This window comes from Luteimonas qiangzhengi, assembly GCF_039548515.1.
Lineage (GTDB): Bacteria > Pseudomonadota > Gammaproteobacteria > Xanthomonadales > Xanthomonadaceae > Luteimonas.
Genome location: NZ_JBCLVE010000003.1, coordinates 97,048 through 116,960, shown reverse-complemented (window position 1 = coordinate 116,960; position 19,913 = coordinate 97,048). Strand labels below are relative to the sequence as shown.

The 19,913-nt window shown below is 67.7% G+C and carries 9 protein-coding genes; 6 read left to right on the top strand and 3 right to left on the bottom strand.

What is annotated here, in order from left to right; genetic code table 11:
• The first annotated feature begins 95 nt into the window (after positions 1 to 95).
• Positions 96 to 479, top strand: a complete 384-nt coding sequence (locus WCE59_RS02845) for a YchJ family protein (RefSeq protein ID WP_343257197.1) — start codon at positions 96 to 98, stop codon at positions 477 to 479.
• A 58-nt stretch (positions 480 to 537) separates the two neighbouring features.
• Here WCE59_RS02845 and WCE59_RS02840 read toward each other — a convergent pair whose 3' ends face one another.
• Positions 538 to 1,383 (bottom strand): hypothetical protein, encoded by an 846-nt coding sequence (locus WCE59_RS02840; protein WP_343257196.1) that lies wholly within the window; start codon positions 1,381 to 1,383, stop codon positions 538 to 540.
• A gap of 142 nt (positions 1,384 to 1,525) precedes the next feature.
• Here WCE59_RS02840 and WCE59_RS02835 point away from each other — a divergent pair, with 142 nt between their 5' ends.
• From WCE59_RS02835 to WCE59_RS02815, 5 genes are all read left to right on the top strand, one after another.
• The gene (locus WCE59_RS02835; protein ID WP_343257195.1) at positions 1,526 to 4,516 is read left to right on the top strand and encodes a TonB-dependent receptor domain-containing protein; all 2,991 of its coding nucleotides are present in this window, start codon (positions 1,526 to 1,528) and stop codon (positions 4,514 to 4,516) included.
• A complete protein-coding gene (locus tag WCE59_RS02830; protein WP_343257194.1) occupies positions 4,516 to 5,442 on the top strand; it encodes a glycerophosphodiester phosphodiesterase family protein in 927 nt (308 codons plus the stop codon). The genes WCE59_RS02835 and WCE59_RS02830 overlap by 1 nt, the downstream gene beginning before the upstream one ends.
• Positions 5,439 to 6,314: a glycerophosphodiester phosphodiesterase gene (locus tag WCE59_RS02825; RefSeq protein ID WP_343257193.1), complete on the top strand. Its 876-nt coding sequence runs from the start codon at positions 5,439 to 5,441 to the stop codon at positions 6,312 to 6,314. The genes WCE59_RS02830 and WCE59_RS02825 overlap by 4 nt, the downstream gene beginning before the upstream one ends.
• 239 nt (positions 6,315 to 6,553) lie before the next feature.
• Entirely contained in the window at positions 6,554 to 17,872 is an 11,319-nt protein-coding gene (locus WCE59_RS02820; protein ID WP_343257192.1) for a non-ribosomal peptide synthetase/type I polyketide synthase, read from the top strand.
• The gene (locus WCE59_RS02815; RefSeq protein WP_343257191.1) at positions 17,869 to 18,354 is read left to right on the top strand and encodes an acyl carrier protein; all 486 of its coding nucleotides are present in this window, start codon (positions 17,869 to 17,871) and stop codon (positions 18,352 to 18,354) included. Before WCE59_RS02820 ends, WCE59_RS02815 begins: the two co-directional genes overlap by 4 nt.
• 107 nt (positions 18,355 to 18,461) lie before the next feature.
• Here the strand turns inward: WCE59_RS02815 and WCE59_RS02810 are convergent, their stop codons facing one another.
• Together WCE59_RS02810 and WCE59_RS02805 are read right to left on the bottom strand one after the other, a co-directional pair.
• Entirely contained in the window at positions 18,462 to 18,917 is a 456-nt protein-coding gene (locus tag WCE59_RS02810; RefSeq protein ID WP_343257190.1) for a PA2169 family four-helix-bundle protein, read from the bottom strand.
• Between the two features lie 115 nt (positions 18,918 to 19,032).
• Positions 19,033 to 19,860 (bottom strand): type II toxin-antitoxin system RelE/ParE family toxin, encoded by an 828-nt coding sequence (locus WCE59_RS02805; RefSeq protein ID WP_343257189.1) that lies wholly within the window; start codon positions 19,858 to 19,860, stop codon positions 19,033 to 19,035.
• Positions 19,861 to 19,913 lie beyond the last annotated feature (53 nt).

The window sequence follows — 19,913 nt, the reverse complement described above, 5'->3', positions numbered from 1 at the left end:
TATACTTGAGGCGACGTGAACGCGCGATCGCTTTGACACCGGTCGACGACAGCAGCCACCCCGGCGCTTGCTGCCGGCGCAGACAGAACTCCCCCATGGCGACAGCATGCCCCTGCAATCCCCCGGCGACCTACGCCTCTTGCTGCAGACCCCTGCACGAAGGCGCGCCGGCTGCCTCCGCCGAGGCGCTGATGCGCTCGCGTTACAGCGCCTATGTGCTCGGCCTGCGCGACTACCTGGTGGACACGTGGCATCCCTCCACCCGGCCCGATCCATTCACACTGGACGACACCCCCGGCCTTCGCTGGCTGGGCTTGGACGTGAAGCGCCACGTGGACCGGGGGGACGGCACCGCCGTGGTCGAGTTCGTCGCCCGCTGCAAGGCCGGTGGCGCGCGGGCGGTGCGCTTGCACGAAGTGAGCCGTTTCGAGCGGGTGGACGGGCGCTGGCTGTACGTGGATGGAGAGTTTCCTCACTGAGCGACCCACATGCGTGCATAGGCGCGGCGGCTGGGTGAAGCTTACGAGGCGGTGGGTTTCATTGCTCATCCAGCGGATAAACCGCTTTGATCGGGCAACCAAATTTTGCCCCCAGTGTCTGTACGTGATCGCTACCGGTCATCAGGAACTCGGTGGGCCGGCCGCTCGCCACCATCAGTGGCTCGAAGCCGCCCTGCAGGCTGCCCGCACTTCCTGATTGACCACCGGATCCACGCGTTCCCGTCAGGATCGTATCGCCGGGGTTTCCGCAAATCAGACCGATCCCCATACGAGAACGCATCTGCATGGCGCTCCCTCCTGCAAGCTGGGGACAGGTACCCATCAGTTCGACACGATAGAACCTGTTGCCCCCGGAGCGTCGAGGGTTGACCTCCACCAGAACCCCTTCTCTATCTTCAGACCATCCGCGCACGTGGCGAGGATTGAAGCAGTAATTCGAAGAGGCCGCGAATCCGCGCCGTCGCTCGCCTTGAACATGTACGGTTGCGAGCGTCAATGTGCCGTCCGCGCTCGTATAGCTTGCCCGTGCATGCTTGGCATATTCGGCAGCATCAATCCGGGAAACGCCACTTACCGGGCAAAGGTGCTCATCTATTGCGATGAACTCGTTGCCGACGCCGCACATCCAGCCATCTTTGGCCAGCATCCTCGCGTTGGCTACCGTCGTGACACCCTCACATGCCTGGGCCAGGTCCAACCGATAGCGCTGTCCATTGGATGTAGCGACGGCGAGTGTTCGCTCATTCGCCTGGAACACTTCATCAACCTGTCGGCTATCCAGACAGTGGTCTGCAGGCGCCACGCGTCCGGAGCCAAAACCCGGAGGCGCGACCAGCATGCAAAGAGTCGCGAAAAGGAATTTCTTTATACCGATGTCAGTCATCGTTGCCACGGTACCGCACCTTGGCGCGACCCGATGGGACTTTGAAATGTAATCGGCATTTCACATTGGAAGCCCACCGTTGCCGGTTCTCCAAGACCGGGTTTCTCGCATGCGTTCCACGTCACAGATTCCTATCAGTTGGTTGGCATTAGCGGTTTCGATTGCGCTCGGCGCACCAGCTGCAGGGCTGGCGCAGGAAGGCGAAAGCACCACCACGCAGGCGGAGATCGAGGCCAGCAATCTGGACAAGGTGGTGGTGACGGGCACCCGCATCGCACGTCCGGAGCTTGAGTCGGTGATGCCGATCTCGGTGGTCGATTTCGACGAGGTCAAGGACACCGGCCGCTTCACCGTCTATGACGCGCTGATGCTCAATCCCGCCATCGGTCCCGGCCTGGGCGAGATGAACTCGATGGGCCAGGAGTACGACAAGGGCGTGGCCAACATCGACCTGCGCAGCATGGGCACCAACCGCTCGCTGGTGCTGGTGGATGGGCTGCGCTGGGTGTCGGGCGGCGCGCGCACTGCGGCGGTGGACCTGAACACCATTCCCTCGGCGCTGATCGACCGCATTGAGACGGTGACCGGCGGCGCCTCGGCGATCTACGGTGCCGACGCCGTGACCGGCGCGGTCAACATCGTGATGAAGAAGCGCATGGACGGCACGTCGGCGTCGATCAGTACCGGCATGGCCGAGGAGGGCGATGCGCGCCAGACCCAGGCCTCGATCGCCACCGGCTTCGATTTCCTGGATGACCGCGCGCACCTGGTGGTCGGCGCGAACTACGTGTTCACCGATGACATCCCGCTGCTGGACCGCTTCAGCAACCGGCAGGTGTACCAGGTGAACCCGGACAACACCGGCCCGAACGATGGCATCCCCGACAACATCATCATCGACTTCCGCCAGTTCTACCGTTCTCCCTATCCCACCTGGTGTGTATACGGGGGCATGGCGCCGTGTGGCACCAATGCGCGCGACGGCGACTGGTACCAGCTGATCGACGGCCAGGTGACCCACATCCCGCGCGACAGCTACCGCACCATCTCCAACAACGACACCGGCACCCAGGACGGCGGCCCCGACACCGCGTTCGGCATCTACGACTACATGCTGCTGCGCGACAAGTCGGAGAAGGCATCGACCTACGCCAACCTGGAATTCCAGATCAATCCGGACCTGGTGTGGAACACCAGCTTCGGCTACGCCACCAGCTACGTGAGCGGCCACGCCCAGTGGCCGGGCCACCGCGACGACGTGCGACCGACCAACTGGTGGGGCCGCGATGCGGAAACCGGTGTTGCCCATCCGGGGGGCATCGCGCGGCTGGATGATCCGTTCCTGTCCGATTCGATGCGCGAGCACATGCTGGCTGAAGGCCTGACCGAGCTGCCAATGAGCCGGCACTACTCGCACCTGCCGATGTCGCGCGAGATCCACCGCCGCGATGCGATCAGCTTCGGCACCGACCTGACCGGCCGCCTGACCGACTGGATCGACTGGAAGGGCTTCCTGCGCTGGGGCACGGTGGGTGACGACATCACCACCACCAACATGGTGGGCCGCAACGAATGGCTGCTGGCCCGCGACGTGGCCGTGGACGCCGCCGGCAACGCGATCTGCGCCGATGCCGACGCGCGTGCCGCCGGCTGTGTGCCGACCAACATCTACAGCACTGAAATGCCCAGCCAGGAGTGGCTGGACTACGTGATGCCCTACGAGCGTTACGAGACCACCCGCAACACCATGCTCAACGTGGGCCTGGGCATGAACGGCGAGCTGTTCGAGCTGCCCGCCGGCATGGTGCGCTTTGCCGCCGGCGCCGAGTGGCGCGAGGAAAAGCTGGACACCCGCGACGACGGCGATGCGGCCAAGCTGGCCAACATTGTCTGGTCGCCGGGTAACGACCACGGCCTGCATCCGGACATGTACGCCAAGCGCCGCGTGTCGGAGGTGTACGGCGAGGTGGTGGTGCCGCTGCTGGCCGATCTGCCGGGCGCACGCCGCCTGGACGTGGAAGGCGCCTACCGCTACTCGCACTACAGCGACAACCCTTCCACCAACACGTGGAAGCTGGGCGTGATCTGGTCGCCGTTCGAAACCGTGAGCCTTCGCGCCGTGAAGGGTTTCAGCACCCGCGTGCCGAACTTCGGCGAGCTGTTCTCGCCGATCAGCATGGTGACCCTGGGCCACATCGGTGACCCCTGCCAGGACGGCCGCATCATCCAGGACGATGACCGTCCGGGTAACTGCGCGGCCACCGTGCCGGGCTGGACCGGCCCGCTGCCGACCCCGAACCAGAACGCCCCGCGGGTGTTCACCGGTGGCAACCCGGACCTGGAGCCGGAAACCTCCGATTCGCTCTCCTACGGCGTGGTGTGGCAGCCGAGCTTCGTGCGTGGTCTGGACATCACCGCCGACTACTGGGAAATCGACATCGACAACGTGATCACCGCCATCGGTTACGGCACGATCATGAACAACTGCGTCAACCCCACCGGCGGCCCGGACATGGGCTACTGCCAGTTCGTGCACCGGCATGAAGCCGACGGTCCCGGCCACCTGGCGGGCGAGGTGGATTACGTGCAGGCCCAGTACGCCAACCTGGCGGGTCGCCGCACCCGCGGCATCGATTTCGGCCTGAACTACCGCTTCGACCTGGGCCCGGGCCGCTGGCGCGTGGGCTTCAGCGGCACCCGCAACCTGGAGCGCCGGGTCATTGCCCAGCGTGGCAGCGCCGGTACCGACAACGCCGGCCAATACCAGTACCCGGACTTCAAGTTCAGCCTGCTCAACCGCTATGACGTGGGTGATTTCAGCTTCGGCCTCAACACCCGCTACATCAGCAAGAGCTTGTACGCGGTGAACGACCAGTCGCTGGAAACCCGTGAGATGCCGTACGTGCCGGAGTACTTGCAGCACGATCTCAACGTCACCTGGTATGCCAACAGCAACTACTCGGTGTCGCTGGGCGTGAAGAACCTCACCGACAGCAAGGTCAAGCACCCGGTGCTGCGTTCGTACGCCACCAGCCCGCACCTGACCGCCGACAACACCAGCAACACCAACGGCGCGGCATACATGGACGGCGTGGGCCGCTACTTCTTTGTCACTCTGAAGGCGGACTTCTGATGCGGGGCAAGGTAATCGGCCTGGTCCTGGCGATTGCCACCGGGCTGCTTGTGCAGTCCGGTGGCGCCGCGGCCCGGGCTCCGGTGCAGGATCCGGCGGCCAAACTGCGCGATCCCGCGCAGGTGCTGGTGATCGCCCACCGCGGCTGCGTGGGCGAGGCGCCGGAGGTGTCGCTGGCTTCCATCCATGCCTGCGCCGATCAGGGTATCGACGGGATCGAACTGGACATCCGCAAGTCGAAGGATGGCGTGCTGGTGGCCATCCACGACGCCACGGTGGACCGCACCACCAATGGGACTGGCCGGGTGGCGGACCTGACCCTGGCGCAGCTGGAGAATCTGCGGCTGCGCCGCGGCAATGGCGGGCCAGGCGTGGTGGTCACTGAAGAGCATCTTCCAACGCTGGAAGACATGCTGCTGGCCGCAAAGCAGCACGGCTTCATCGTTCACCTGGACATCAAGGATGCGACCCATGCCGAGGTTGCTGAAATGATGGAACGGCTCGGAATGCAGGGCCAGGGCATTGCCTGGGTGACGGGCTCACCTGATGCTGCCGACCAGCCTGATCCGGAGGTCGGCGCGACGCTCGCCGTCGTGGCCCGGATCCAGGATTGCCCGGACGGTGCTCCAGCTTCATGCAGGCCCAATGACATGACGGACCTGATGGGGTTCGCCAGATACAACCCGGTGGGCTACTTCCTCTGGTTCCGGAGTACGCCGGAGTTTTTCGCCGCGTTCAATGCGGCTGAGCGCCCGGAAGGTACGCGGCTATCCACCGAGACCCTGTGGGAGATCGACAACCTGCCCACCCCCGAACGCCATGCGCGCTACCGCGGGTTGCTGGAGGCGGGAGCGACCATGTTCCTGACCGACAAGCCGGATGACATGGTGAATTTCTTGCATCGTGAACTGGAGCAAAGCAATTGAACATCCTTGGATCAGTGGCGTCCCTGGCCGCAGCGCTTGTGGTCTCAACGGCAGTCCCGGCAGCCAATCCGGACATCATTGCCCATCGCGGCGGTGCGCTTATGTGGCCGGAAAACACCGTTTATGCGTTTGAGCGGGCTGCCGGGGCCGGGGTGGAGTATCTGGAGTTCGACCTGCAGTTGACCGCCGACAACGAACTGCTGGTGACCCATGACAACAACATCAACCCTGCGTTCTGCACAGCGCCGGAGGGGAGCGGCATGGTTCCCAAGCCCGTGCGCACGTTGACCCTGGACCAGAGCAGGGCGTTCGATTGCGGCAGCCGGTCGCGGGGCATCTATCCGGATGCGGAGAAGCGCTCCGCCGGCATGCCGAGCCTGGAGGAAGTGTTCATCGCCTTCCGTGATGACAGCCGTATCCGGTATTTCATCGAAACCAAGCTGCCCAGGGATGGCGCGCCGGGAAAGCCGATTGACCCCACCCTCTATGCGGCCAAACTCGACCAGCTTGTCCGCAGGTACGGGCTTGAAGACCGGGTGGTCCTGCAATCGTTCGACTGGCGCACGATCAGCGCCATGCACGATCTGAACCCCAATGTGCGCACGTGCCCGCTCGGGGTGCCACGCAACAGCCACGATTACGCGGCGACGCTGCGGGAACTGCACGCCGGCTGCATCGTGCTTGCCGCCCGGGAGACCACCCCTGCACAGGTCAGGCAGTTCCAGCGCGACGGCGTGCTGGTGTTTTCGGGCGTGATCGATAACGAAGAAGACTGGCGGGAAGCCATCGAATTTGGATTCGATGCGATCTTCACCAACGACCCGCTGGGGGTCATCGACTTCCTCGGATCGGGTGCCAGCCCCGGGTCCTGATCGACGTTCCCCGTCAGCAGAGCGAACCCCGCAAACGCCCGCTTGCGGGCGCTGTCGGTTGCTGAGCCACCGGGGTGACTGGCCGCTCCTTCCCTCCGAACCCGTTCAACTGGCTGTACGGAGGTGTTCCGGGGGGGAGCGGCTGGATGGTCACGGGTGACGCGAAAGGCGACTGGAAGTCCGCATTGGCCGGAGCGCCCCGGCACGGTGCAGCCGTGGAGCATTGGAACGGTACAGCCGTGGCGTTCCCGCAAGTTGACGGCGTGCACCGCCTGTTCCAGGCGCAGGCCGCCCGCGCGCCAGACGCGATTGCGCTGGTGCACGGGGGGGAGCGGGTAACCTACGGCGAGCTCAACGCGCGCGCCAACCGCCTGGCGCGTCATTTGCGCAGCCATGGCGTGGGCCGCGACGAGCGCGTGGCGATCCACGCCGATCGCGGCGTAGGGGTGGTGCTCGGCCTGCTGGCCACGCTGAAGGCCGGGGGCGCGTATGTGCCCCTGGACCCGACCTATCCCGCCGACCGGCTGGCCTGGACGCTGGCCGATTCACAGCCGCGGGTGCTGCTGACCATGCCCGGGATGGCGCCGGTTGCAGGCGGCGCACACACCGACCCGGCAGATGGTCTGACCGTGATCGACCTGTCCGCGGACGCGGACTGGGCGGATCAAGCTGCCGGCGATCTCGACCCCGCCGAATGCGACGTGCGTGCGGACGACCTCGCCTACGTGCTCTACACCTCGGGCTCGACCGGCCAGCCCAAGGGCGTGGCGATGCCCCATGGGCCGCTGGCCAACCTGGTGCAGTGGCAGCTGCGCGAGCCGGGCCAGGGCGGTCCGCTGCGCACGCTGCAGTACGCGGCGCTGGGCTTTGACGTGGCCTTCCAGGAAACCTTTGTCACGCTGGCCGCGGGCGGCGAGCTGCACCTGATCGACCAGGACACGCGCCTGGACGCGGGCAGGTTGTTCGACGTCATCGTGCGGCATCGGATCGAGCGTCTGTTCCTGCCGTACTTTGCGCTGCAGATGCTGGCGGAAGGGCTGGAAGGGCATTTGGCCGCGTTGCCGCCGGGCGCGCCGCTGCGCTGCGACCTGCGCGAGGTGATCACCGCCGGCGAGCAGCTGCGGATTGAACCGAAGATCGTACGCTTCTTCGAGCGCCTGCCCGGCTGCCGCCTGCACAACCACTACGGCCCGACCGAGACCCACGTGGTCACCGCGCTGACCCTGCCCGAGGACCCCGCCACCTGGCCACGGCTGCCCAGCATCGGCCGGCCGATCGCCAACGCGCGGGTGTACGTGCTGGACGGGCGTGGCCGCCCGCTTTCCGAAGGTGCGGCCGGCGAGCTGTACCTGGCAGGGGCGGTGCTGGCACGCGGATACCTGGGGCGCGATGGGCTGAGCGCCGAGCGGTTCCTGCCGGACCCGTTCGCCGGCGGCGATGCGCGCATGTACCGCACCGGCGATCTTGGCCGCTGGCTGCCCGACGGCACCCTGGAGTGCCTGGGACGGCAGGACTTCCAGGTGAAGATCCGCGGGTATCGCGTTGAACCGGGCGAAATCGAGGCGCAGGTGATGGCGTTCCCCGGGGTGCGCCAGGCCGGCGTGCTCGCCCGCGAGGACGTGCCGGGCATGAAGCGCCTGGTCGCCTATGTGTCGCCGCAGGACCCGGCGGCGCCGGTTGATCTGGAACAGCTGCGCCGGCATCTGGTGGCGCAGCTGCTGGACTACATGGTGCCGGTGGCCTTCGTGCAGATGGATGCGCTGCCGCTCTCGCCCAACGGCAAGCTGGACCGGGCGAAGCTGCCCCGACCCGGCCGGGAACGCCCGGAGTGGGCCGGCCCCTATGCCGCCCCGCGCACGCCGGTGGAGGTCGCGCTGTGCCGGATCTTCGCCCAGGTGCTCGACCTTGAGGGGCTGGGTCGTGATGACAGCTTCTTCGACCTGGGTGGCAGCTCGCTGCTGGTGCCAAGGGTGCTGGAGGCCGCACGCCGAGAAGGCATCGGCGATGTGCCGGCGACGGCGCTGTTCCGTTCGCCCACGCCGGCGACGCTGGCGACGGAAATCAGCTGCGGGGACGCTCCGCGTGCCCTCGATGCCACGCGCATGTCGCGCGGCCGCGGCGGCAGCGACGGTGAGGCGATCGCGATCATCGCCATGGCCGGGCGCTTCCCGGGGGCGCCTTCGGTTGAAGCGCTGTGGGACAGCCTGTGCGCGGGCCGCGACGGTGTGACCCGATTTTCAGCGGACGAGCTGGACCCCGCCGTCCCTGACGCGCTGCGTGCGGATCCTGCCTATGTGCCCGCGCGCGGCGTGTTTGACGACTTCGACTGCTTCGACGCGGCGTTCTTCGGCATTTCACACAGGGAAGCCGAGCTGATGGACCCCCAGCAGCGCGTGTTCCTGGAGCTGTGCTGGGAGTGCATCGAGCGCGCTGGCCACGTACCCGACGCTACCGGCGCGCCGGTGGGCGTGTTTGCCGGCATGTACAACGCCAGCTACTACCAGAACCATGTGCTGGCGCACCCGGAACTCATTGAGAACCTCGGTGCCTTCCAGGTCATGCTGGGCAACGAGAAGGACTACATTGCCACCCGCATCGCCCACAAGCTGGATCTCACCGGACCCGCGGTGAGCGTGCATACCGCGTGCTCCACCTCGCTGGTGGCGATCGTGCAGGCCGTCGACAGCCTGCGTGCCGGCCGCTGCACCATGGCCCTGGCCGGCGGCGTGGCGGTGACCTGCCCGGTGCGCAGCGGACATCTGTATCAGGAAGGCGGCATGCTCTCCGCCGACGGGACCACGCGTACGTTCGACGCCGGCGCCACCGGAACGGTGTTCAGCGACGGGGCCGCGGTGGTGCTGCTCAAGCGCCTGTCCGAGGCCATCGCCGACGGCGACCCCATTCACGCGGTGATCCGCGGGGCGGCGATCAACAACGATGGCGGCGGCAAGGCGAGCTTCACCGCGCCAAGCAGCGACGGGCAGGCAGCGGTGATCGCGATGGCGCACGCGGATGCCGGCGTCAATCCGCGCAGCATCGGCTACGTGGAGGCGCACGGCACAGCCACGCCCATGGGCGATCCGATCGAGATCGAGGGCCTCACCCGCGCCTTCCGGCTGGGCACGCAGGACAGCGGGTTCTGCGTGGTCGGATCGGTCAAGAGCAACATTGGCCACACGCTGATGGCCGCCGGCGCGACCGGGGTCATCAAGAGCGCGCTGGCGCTTGAGCACGGGCTGATCCCGGCCACGGCGCATTTCCAGCAGGACAATCCGGCCATCGATTTTGCCTCCACGCCGTTCCGGGCGAGTGGCGAGCTGCTGCCCTGGCCGGTGTCGGGCAGCCCGCGCCGGGCCGGCGTGAGTTCGTTCGGCGTGGGCGGCACCAATGCGCACGTGGTGATGGAAGAGGCGCCGCCGCTGGCGCTTTCCGATGCCGCTGAAGGCGCGCAGCTGCTGGTGCTGTCGGCACGCACGCCGTCCGCGTTGCAGGCCTCGGTTGCTCGTCTTGCCGATCATCTGGAAGCCAACCCTGCGCAGAACCTCGCCGACGTGGCGTGGACGCTGGCGGTCGGGCGCAAGGCGATGGCCCACCGGGTGGCCGTTGCCGCCGCGGACAGCGCCGCGGCGATCGCGCGGCTGCGTGGCGCCGGCCTTGCCGCAGCTGCGAAGGCGGTGCCGGCGAAGGACGGCCCGGTGGTGTTCCTGTTCCCGGGGCAGGGCTGCCAGTACGCGGGCATGGGCCGGGCGCTGTACAAACGCGAGCCAGCGTTCCGCGAAGCCTTCGATGCCTGCGCCGAGGTGCTTGATGCGGAGCTGGGGCAGGACCTGCGCGCGCTGGTGTTCGGTGACGATGCCGAGGCGCTGTTGCCGACGGCGATCATGCAGCCGGCGATCTTCAGCATTGAATATTCACTGGCGCGCTGGTGGATGGCCCAGGGGCTCACCCCGGCAGCAATGGTGGGCCACAGCGTTGGCGAATTCGTTGCCGCGACTCTTGCCGGGGTGTTCGAGCTGCCGGATGCGCTGCGCCTGGTCGCGCGCCGCGGCCGCCTGATGCAGGCCCAGCCGGCTGGTTCCATGCTGTCGGTGCGGCAGTCGCGTGTGGGGCTGCTGGCACGGCTTCCCGAAGGTCTGTCGATGGCCGCCGAGAATGCGCCGGGAGCCTGCGTGGTGTCGGGCCCGCACGACCTGGTGTCCAGCTTCCAGCAGCAGCTGGAAGCGGAGGGCGTTGCCTGTCGTGCGCTCAGGACCTCGCACGCATTCCATTCCTCGATGATGGAGCCCGCGGTGGCACCGTTCCGCGCCGAAGTCGAGGCGCTGTCGTTGCATGCGCCGTCAATCCCGATCTTCTCGACCGCCACCGGCGATCTGTTGGACGCGGCGCAGGCGGTGTCGGCCGATTATTGGGCGCGGCACTTGCGCGACCCGGTGCGCTTCTCCGCGGCGCTTGCCCGCGCGCTGGAGGTGGTGCAGCCGCGCGCGCTGCTGGAGATCGGTCCGCGCGGCACGCTCACCGCACTCTCGCGCCAGCAGCCGCTGCTGCGCGAGCAGGGCGTAGCCGCAATCGCTTCGCTGGGCGACAGCCCGGACGGGGAGGCGGGCACATTGCTGGACGCGTTCGGACAGGCGTGGAGCCGGGGCCTTGCCCTGCACCCGGCAGGCCTGGACCGGCGCGCGCGCAGGCGCCGGGTTGCGTTGCCGGCGTATCCATTCGAGCGCAAGCGGTACTGGCTGGATGCCCGGCCCGTGGCCCCGGCGGCCGCTGGCAGCGCAGTCGCCCAGGATGCCGCCGATGCGGCGGTTCCAAGCGCTGTGGCAATGACCACCCCGGCCCCGGGTGGACTGGCGGAGGTCTTCGACCAACAGCTCCGGCTGATGTCCGCGCACCTGGACGCGCTGGAGCACAGTGGGGTGGCCGACCGGGAGTTGCTGCTGTCGGTCGTGCGCGAGCAGCAGGCGCTGATGGCACAGCAGATGGTGCTGGCGAACGCAGTGCAGCCGCAGGCACTGCAGCAGGGACAGGAACCTGACCAGCAGCCCGGCCCTGCGGACGGCACTCCCGTACCGACGACAGAGCCGCAGCGGGAAATCTGGCTGGCGGCCCGAATTGATCCTTCCGTCGCCCTGGCCTTCAACCAGTCGATCTCGCTCTCCCTGCAGGGCGGGCTTGACGTTGCTGCGCTGCATGCCGCCTTGCGCGCCATCGTCGACCGCCACGACGCCCTGCGTTCGACGATCTCAGCCGACGGTGAATGGCTGAACGTCCAGCCGACGATGTCACTGGACATGCCGTTCACCAACCTTGGCGCGCTGGCCGCCGACGCGAAGGCCGAGGCTCTGGTCGACCGCAAGCGTGCCGGCGTGCAAACACCGTTCGACCTTGAGCGCGGTCCGCTGTTGCGGGCGGAGCTGGTCCGCCTCTCCGATACACACCACGTGCTGCTGCTGCACGCCCATCACATGGTCTGCGACGGTTGGTCGTGGAACGTGATCGTGCATGAGCTGGGTGCGCTTTACTCCCGCGAATCCGGCAGCGAAAACCCGGGCCTGCCCGCCGCGCGCTCGTTCCACGAGTACGCACACGAGCTGGCGCAGCGGCCGGAGCTGTCGGTGTCGCCCGACGACGAAACCTGGTGGCTGGCACGGCTCGCCGACGGCGGACCGGTGCTCGACCTGCCCGTGGACCGGCCCCGGTTGCCAGAGCGTGATCCGGTCGCGGGATTCGCCGTGCGCACGCTGGACGCCGGATTGATGGAGGCGGTGCGGCGCACGGGCGCGACGCACGGTGCGAGTCTGTACGTCAGCCTGCTCGCAGCCTTCAGCGTCCTGCTGTCGCGGCTCAGCGCTCAGGATGACCTGGTGGTGGGCATCCCGGTGGCCGGCCAGGCGGATGAAGTCGCGGCCGGGCCGCTGGTCGGGCACTGCGTCAACATGCTGCCGCTGCGACTGGCGATCGACCATGCGAAGTCGGTCGCAGCGCTGCTCGAGGCGACCCGCACGACCGTGCTCGATGCGATGGAGCACCAGCGCTGCACCTTCGGCTCGCTGCTCAAGAAGCTGCGGATCGAACGCGATGCGAGCCGGCCGCCGCTGGTGTCCGCCGTGTTCAACGTTGACCAGATGGCCGATCGTGAACGCGATGCGTTCGCCGGGCTGGTGCTCGACCTGTCGGTCAATCCGATGGTCTGCGACAACTTCGATTTCTCGATCAACGCGGTGCCGTCGCAGGACGGCCTGCGTCTTGAGTGCATGTACAGCAGCGCGCTGTTTGATGCCGCCACGGTTGATGCGTTCCTGCAAGCCTACGAGACCGTGCTTCGCGGCCTGGTGCGAGATTCCGCGCAGCCGCTGTCGGGTCTTTCGCTGGTGGAAGGCGAGCCGCTGCAACGGCTGCGCGACCTGCAGCCGGCGCCGGTGGCTTTCGACGCGCAGTGCCGGATGCACGAGCATTTCGAACGGCAGTGCGATGCCGACGGCGGGCGCATCGCGCTGTGGCAGGACGGCGCCACGTGCAGCTACGCGGCGCTGGACACACAGGGCAATCGCATCGCCCACCTGCTGCGCTCCAGAGGCATCGCCCGCGGCGCCCTGGTCGGGATCATGCTCGACCGCACGCTGCGCATGCCGGCGGCGGTCCTTGGCACGTTGAAGGCCGGGGCAGGCTATGTGCCGCTGGACCCGGAGCAGCCGCCGGCGCGCCTGGCCGCGATCGCCAGCGACGCGCGGCTGTCGGTCATCCTCACCGAGACCGCCAACGTCGGGCGGCTTGAGGTCCAAGGCGTGACCCTGCTCGCGTTGGATGCTCCAGGCGACCTTCCGCCGGGTCTGCCCACGACCCGCATCGGACGCGATGCGGATGCGGCGACGCCGGATTCGGTGGCCTATGTGATCTACACCTCGGGCTCGACCGGCACGCCCAAGGGCGTGCGCGTGCCGCATCGCGCGGTCTCGAATCTCATCGCCTGCATGCAGCGCTGGCTGCGGCTCGGCCCGGACGACGCGGTTGCCGCGGTCACGCCCCTGTCGTTTGATCCTTCGGTGGTGGACCTGTGCCTGCCGCTGTCGGTGGGCGCGCGGGTGGTGCTGGTCGACAGGGACACGGCTGTCCGCGGTGCCGCCTTCCGGCAGCTGATGGAGCGCAGTGGGGCCAGCTATCTCGATGCCACGCCTTCCGGCTGGCGCATGCTGCTCGACGCCGGATGGCACGGGCCGGCCGGATTCAAGGCGATCTGCGGTGGCGAAGCGATGCCGCGCGATGTGGCGACGGCGCTGCTCAGGCACGGCGCAGAAGTCTGGAACATGTACGGCCCAACCGAGGCCACGGTCACTGCCACCGGCGCGCGGATCACGGCGTTGGCAGACGGATTGCCCGATATCCACATCGGCCGCCCGGTGGACAATTCGAGCGTGTGGATCACCGATCGCTTCGGACACCTGTGTCCGCCCGGCACCGCGGGCGAGATTTGCATCGGCGGCGAGGGCCTGGCCCTTGGATACCTGGACCGGGCGGATCTGACGGCGACGCAGTTTGTGCCCGATGGGTTGAGCGCGGCCGACGGCGCAGGAGCGCTGGGGGTGCCGGGATCACGACGGCTGTACCGCACCGGAGATCGCGGCCGCTGGCGCGACGACGGCAACCTCGTGCACCTGGGGCGCCAGGACCGTCAGGTGAAGCTGCGCGGCTATCGCATTGAGCCGGGCGACATCGAAGCCGCGCTGCGTGCCGATGCCTCGGTGGCGGAGGCTGCCGTGGTGGTGCGCGAGGAGGGGCGGGGTGCCGCGGGACTGATCGCCTATGTGGTGGCGCGCAGTGGCACGAACGTTGATACAAGGGCGCTGGCAGAAGGGCTCCGCAACCAGCTGCCACCCTACATGCTGCCCGAGCGCGTGGTGGTGCTCGACGCCATGCCGGTCTCGGCAACCGGAAAGCTGGCCGTGTCGAAGCTGGCCGCGCTGGCGCACGAGGAAGCGGCCGTTGCTGCCGTGCGCCGGGACGACGGATCGGCGACTTCGCGGATTGCCGCAAAGATGGCCGAGCTGCTGGACCTTCCGGATTTCCACCCGGAGCAGGATTTTTTTTCCGCAGGCGGCCATTCGCTGCTTGCGGCACGGCTGGCGAGCTGGCTGGAACAGGCGTTCGGAACCCGGGTCAAGCTGCGCCTGCTGTTCGACACGCCCACGCCCGCCGCGCTGGCTGAAGTCCTGCTCGCGCATCCTGAAGCGCAGGCGACCGGAGCAGGCGTGCTCGACATCCCGCGCCAGCCGGACCAGTCCATCGGCCCGCTGTCGCTGATGCAGCAGCGGCTGTGGGTGCAGGAACAGATCCAGCCGGATTCGACCAACTACATGATCCCGTCGGCCCTGCGCCTGCGCGGGCCGTTGGACGTGCAGGCGCTGGATCGTGCGCTCGCCGATGTGGTCCGCCGACAGCCCGCCCTGCGCACCGTCCTGGAAGCGTATGAGGGCGGTGCGGTGCAGCGGGTGCTGGACGACCTGCCGGTGACGCTGCTGCCGGAGGAAGACCTGACCGCGTACCCGGCCGGGGAGCGCCATGCCGGGTTCCTGCGCCGGGTCGAGCCCCTGTTCCGTGCCCCGATCCGAGCCGACGACGCGCCCCTGTTCCGGGCGCGCCTGTTCCGGCTGTCCGACGAGGACCACATCTTCTATCTGCAGGTCCATCACGCCGTCTGGGATGGCGGCTCGTTCCGCCTGTTCTGCAAGGAAATGGCGACGTTCTACGACTGCCATACTTCGGGCGTGCGTCCGATGCTGCGTCCGCTGGAGCGCAGCTACATCGACTTCGCGGCCTGGCATGCGGCCGCTGCCGACAGTGACGACGTCCGTGCGCAGATCACCCATTGGCGCCAGCGGCTGTCTGGAGACATCGAGCCGCTGCGCCTGCCCGAGGATCATCCGCGCCCGCCCATGCCCAGCGGACGCGGAGGAAGCGAATGTGTCCGCGTCGAGGCGGGGCTGGCGCAGCGGCTGCGCGCACTCGGCCAGGCCCACCACGCCACCCTGTTCATGACCCTGCTCGCCGCCTATTTCGCCTTCCTGCACCGCACCAGCGGACAGCGCGACCTGGTGATCGGGCTGCCGGTCCGCAGCCATCTCACCGAACAGCTGCAGGAGGTGATGGGCTTCTTCGCCAACGTGCTGCCGATGCGCTTGGAGCTGGATCCGCAGTGGACCTTCGCCCAGCTGCTGGGGCACGTGCGCGATGAAATGATGGCCTGCTTTGCGCATCCGGATGTGCCGGTTGAGCGTTTGCTGCAGGAGCTGGGGGCGGGTCGTGACATGAGCCGCTCGCCGCTGTACCAGGCCCTGTTCTCCATGGAGGACTCGCGCGACCAGGTGCGTCAGTGGGGCGAACTGCACTGCGAGGATCTCAACCTGCCGCACTACAGCGCGCTGACCGACCTCTCGCTGTGGGTGGATGAGGATGACGAGCGGCTGCTGATCGACCTCAACTACAACGCCGATGTCATCGCCGCCCCGTCTGCGAAGTTCATGGCGCAGCGTTTCGCCGGGCTGCTGGAGCGATTCGTCACCCGGACCGATGTCGCGATCGGCGACATCGAGATCCGCGGTGACAACGACCGCGAGGCGCTCGCAACCTGGAACGACACATCCCTCGACCTGCCGCAGGCCACCAGCCTGCCCGGGCTGCTGGCGCCGCAGTTTGAACGCTCACCGGAGCGGATCGCCCTGCGCTTTGGTGCCCACACGCTGACCTACGGCGAGCTCGACGCGCGCGCCAGCCGGCTTGCGGACGCCCTGGCGGCGCGAGGCGTCGGCAAGGGCGATCTGGTCGGTGTGTGCCTTGAACGCGACCCGGAGCTGGTCGCGACCCTGCTGGCGATCCTGAAGCTGGGCGCCGCCTACGTGCCGCTCGACCCGGCCTATCCCGCCGACCGGCTGCGCTTGATGGCCGCCGATGCCGGACTGGCGCTGCTGGTGTCCACGGGCGGGCTTGCGGATGGCTTCGCGCTGCAACCCCCGCAGCTGCTGCTGTTGGACCAGGACGCCGCCGGGATTGCGTCGGCTCCGATGCTGACGCGCGAGGTCGATCCGGTTGGCCGCGATGCGGCGGCCTATGTGATCTACACCTCGGGCTCGACCGGAATGCCGAAGGGCGTGGCCGTGCCGAACGGGGCGGTCATCAACTTCCTGCAGAGCATGCGCAGGAGCCCCGGACTCGGCCCACTGGATGTCCTGCTTGGGGTCACCACGACCTCGTTCGACATCTCGGTGCTGGAGATCTTCCTGCCGCTGTGCGTCGGGGCCACCCTGGTGCTGGCGACGCGCGAGCAGGCCGCCGATGGTGCCAGGCTTGCCGCGCTGCTGGAACGTGAGCGCGTGACCGTACTGCAGGCGACGCCCACCACATGGCACCTGCTGCTGGACGCGGGATGGAAGCCGCAGCGCGGATTCCGGGCCCTGTGTGGAGGCGAGCCGCTGTCGGCGGAGCTGGCCGGCGCGCTCATCGATCGCGGGGTCGAACTGTGGAACATGTACGGGCCGACCGAGACCACGGTGTGGTCGACCTGCGCCAGGATTGAGCGCACGGGCGGAGACGGCGCGCTGGACATCCACGTTGGCCACCCGATCGACAACACCACGGTCTGGGTGATGGACCCCCGCGGCCAGGTGTGCCCGGTCGGCGTGCCGGGTGAGATCTGGATCGGCGGCGCGGGCGTTGCCCTGGGCTATCTAGGCCGCGAGGAACTGACCGCGGAGCGGTTCGTTCGAGATCACGTTGCGCCCCGTCACCATGGCACCGGCCTGGCGCCCAGGCTGTATCGCACCGGTGACCGCGGCCGCTGGCGCCACGACGGCGTGCTCGAACACCAGGGACGTCTGGATTTCCAGCTGAAGCTGCGCGGCCATCGCATCGAGCCGGGTGAGATCGAGGCTGCGCTCGACGCCGATCCCGGCATCGTGCGCTCGGTGGTGACCGTGCGCGAGGACACGCCGGGCGATCAGCGGCTGGTGGCGTATGTGATCGTCGCCGACCGCGACCGGTTCAACGACAGGGCGCAGCTCGCACGGCTGCGCGGGATCCTGCCGGTCTACATGGTGCCGCAGCACATCCTGGTGCTTGATGCGCTGCCGCTGCTGCCCAACGGCAAGGTTGATCGTGCCTCGCTGCCAGCGCCGGCGCAGCGCAAACCCACGGAGGTCATCCACAGAGAGCCCGAGGTGGCGCACGAAAGGGCGCCGCGCCATGGGTCAGGCGCCGCGGTCGCCTACGTGAGTTCGCTGTGCTCCGAACTGGTGGGCGCCCCGGTTACCGCCAACTACAACTTCTTCGATGCAGGCGGCCATTCCCTGCTGGCGGTGCGTTTCATCAACCGGGTCGAGAAAGAGACCGGCGTCCGCCTCAATGTCCTGGCACTGGCGACATCCACCCTGGAGCAGGTGGGTGAGCAGATTGCCGGTTCGGATCGTTTCGCTCCCGCGAAGACCAGCGCGCCACAGCGGGGCGGCGCCATGAACCAGATCAGGAGCTGGCTGTTTCCCGCCCGCCGAATGCCGTCGGAGCTGCAGGAATGACGTCTTCCGAAAATCGGTCAATACCAGCGTCCGCTGGCCGCCAAGCGCGCCTCTCGGCACGGGTCAGGAAGCTGTTCGCGGACGCCACCGGCTTCGAGATTGCCCTGGCCGACGGCGATACCCCCTTCATCGAGCTGGGGATGGACAGCCTCACGCTGACCCAGGTCTCGGTGCAACTGGGGAAAGTGTTCCCGGTCGGCATCACCTTCCGCCAGCTGATGGAGGACTGCGCCAACGTGGACCGCCTGGTGTCGGCGCTGGACGCCCGGCTGCCGCCCGAACCACCGCCCGATTACCAGCTTGATGAAGCCGGGTCTGCGCCATTGCAATCGTCACTGCCCAAAGCGGCGAGCGCGGCGCTCTCTTCAACCGCGTCTGCTGATGCGGACACCGTGCGCTTGCTCGTCGCGCGGCAGACGCAGCTGATGACGCGGCATCTGACCCTGCTGTCGCAATGCACCGGAGTGCCCGCGCAAAAGTAGGAGCGCGCCATGCGCGCGAAGCCGCGTGAATTCAATCAGCGCGCTGAAACAAAAAAGCCCCGGCTATAAGCCGGGGCCTGGTCCTTTACGGCTTCATGCCGCTGCGATCAGTTCGCGTCCTTCAGCGCGACCTTCCGGTTGCGCATGATGTCGTGGCATTCCACTACGCGCGGCAGGTATTTCTGCGCGGCGGCCTTGGCGGCTGGCGGAGTGTCGGCATCGTTGATGGTGTCCTTGAACGCCTCGAGCAGCTTGTCTTCCACTTCCTCAAGCTCGGCCACGTAGGCGTAATCCTTGTTGCCCAAGGCGGCGCGCATGTTGGCGTACATCTTTCGCATGGAGCCGGCCATGGTGCCGCTGTCCGCGGGCTCGCCACCGATGGCGGCGACGTCGGCGGTCAGACCGGTCACGATCTCGCGTTTGTGCCCGGCCATCTGGGTGAACAGGGTGGACAACTCCGGGTTGTCGACCTTGGAAGCGGCCTCGGTATAGAACTCGCTGCCGTCGCGGGCGATCTCGATCAGGTCGTTGAGCGAATGCTGGATCTTCTTCTGGTTGTTCATCGCGTGGTTCCTTGGGGGGAGGATTGGAAGCCACTCTGCAGCAGCGCCGATGAAAGCGATGTGGACCGCAGGTAATGCCCGCGTCAAGAGACGCATGCCGCGCGGGTCGAGCGCCTCAGCGATAGGCGCGGGGGCCGCGCCACACCAGTTCGCCGCGGCGGTAGACGCGATGCATGTTGATGACTTCGCGGGCATCGCCGATGTCGGCCATCTCCGGGTCATCCGGATCCAGCAGGCGGCAGGCGCCGGATTCGCGCCGGAGTGCGACTTCCAGCGGGCACACCATGTAGTCGCGGGTACCGGGCAGGGGAATGAACAGCTCGGTGATGCCGGCGTCGCGCCAGTCGCGCAGACGCTGTTCGCTGCGCACGTCGTAGAGCACCTGGTAACCGCCCACCTCCATGCTCGGCTCGGAAGACGAGCTGGTGTGGCGACGGCCCTGGCTCACCGCGGGACTGGGCGCGCGGCCGGCGTTCACTGGCGCGTGGTCTTCGGCCAGCATGCCCGGAGGCTGGCCCCAGACGTGGGCACGGCGGTTGGTGCTGGGCGTGGGCGGTGGGCTGGCCGCCGCGGGCGCGGCCTGGCGGCGCTGCATGGCTTCATCGGCCTGTACCACGGGCGTCGGCTGTACCCGCGGCGGAGCAGGAGCCGGGGCGACCGGGTCGGGGCGCGGCGGTTGCGGAGTCTCTACTGCTGGTGCGCTGACCGGCGGGACATCCGTGGGCGGAGCGGTTTCCGGGGTTTCCCCGATCATCACCACTTCCACCCGGCTGCCGCCGGCGGCGGATCCCTGCGGCGTCGGCATCTCCATCGGTTCAGCCAGCATCGCCAGCAGCAGGATGGCCAGATGCAGCGAGCCGCTCAGCAATCCTGCGGTCCACGACAGCGGGCGCTCATCCCGGGGCCTGGCGCCGGCGTCCGCCTGGTGCAACGGCTGGTTCATACAGCCGGCGGTGTCCGGTTGGTGCTGGCCTTCATGGAGAAATTGGAGTGCGC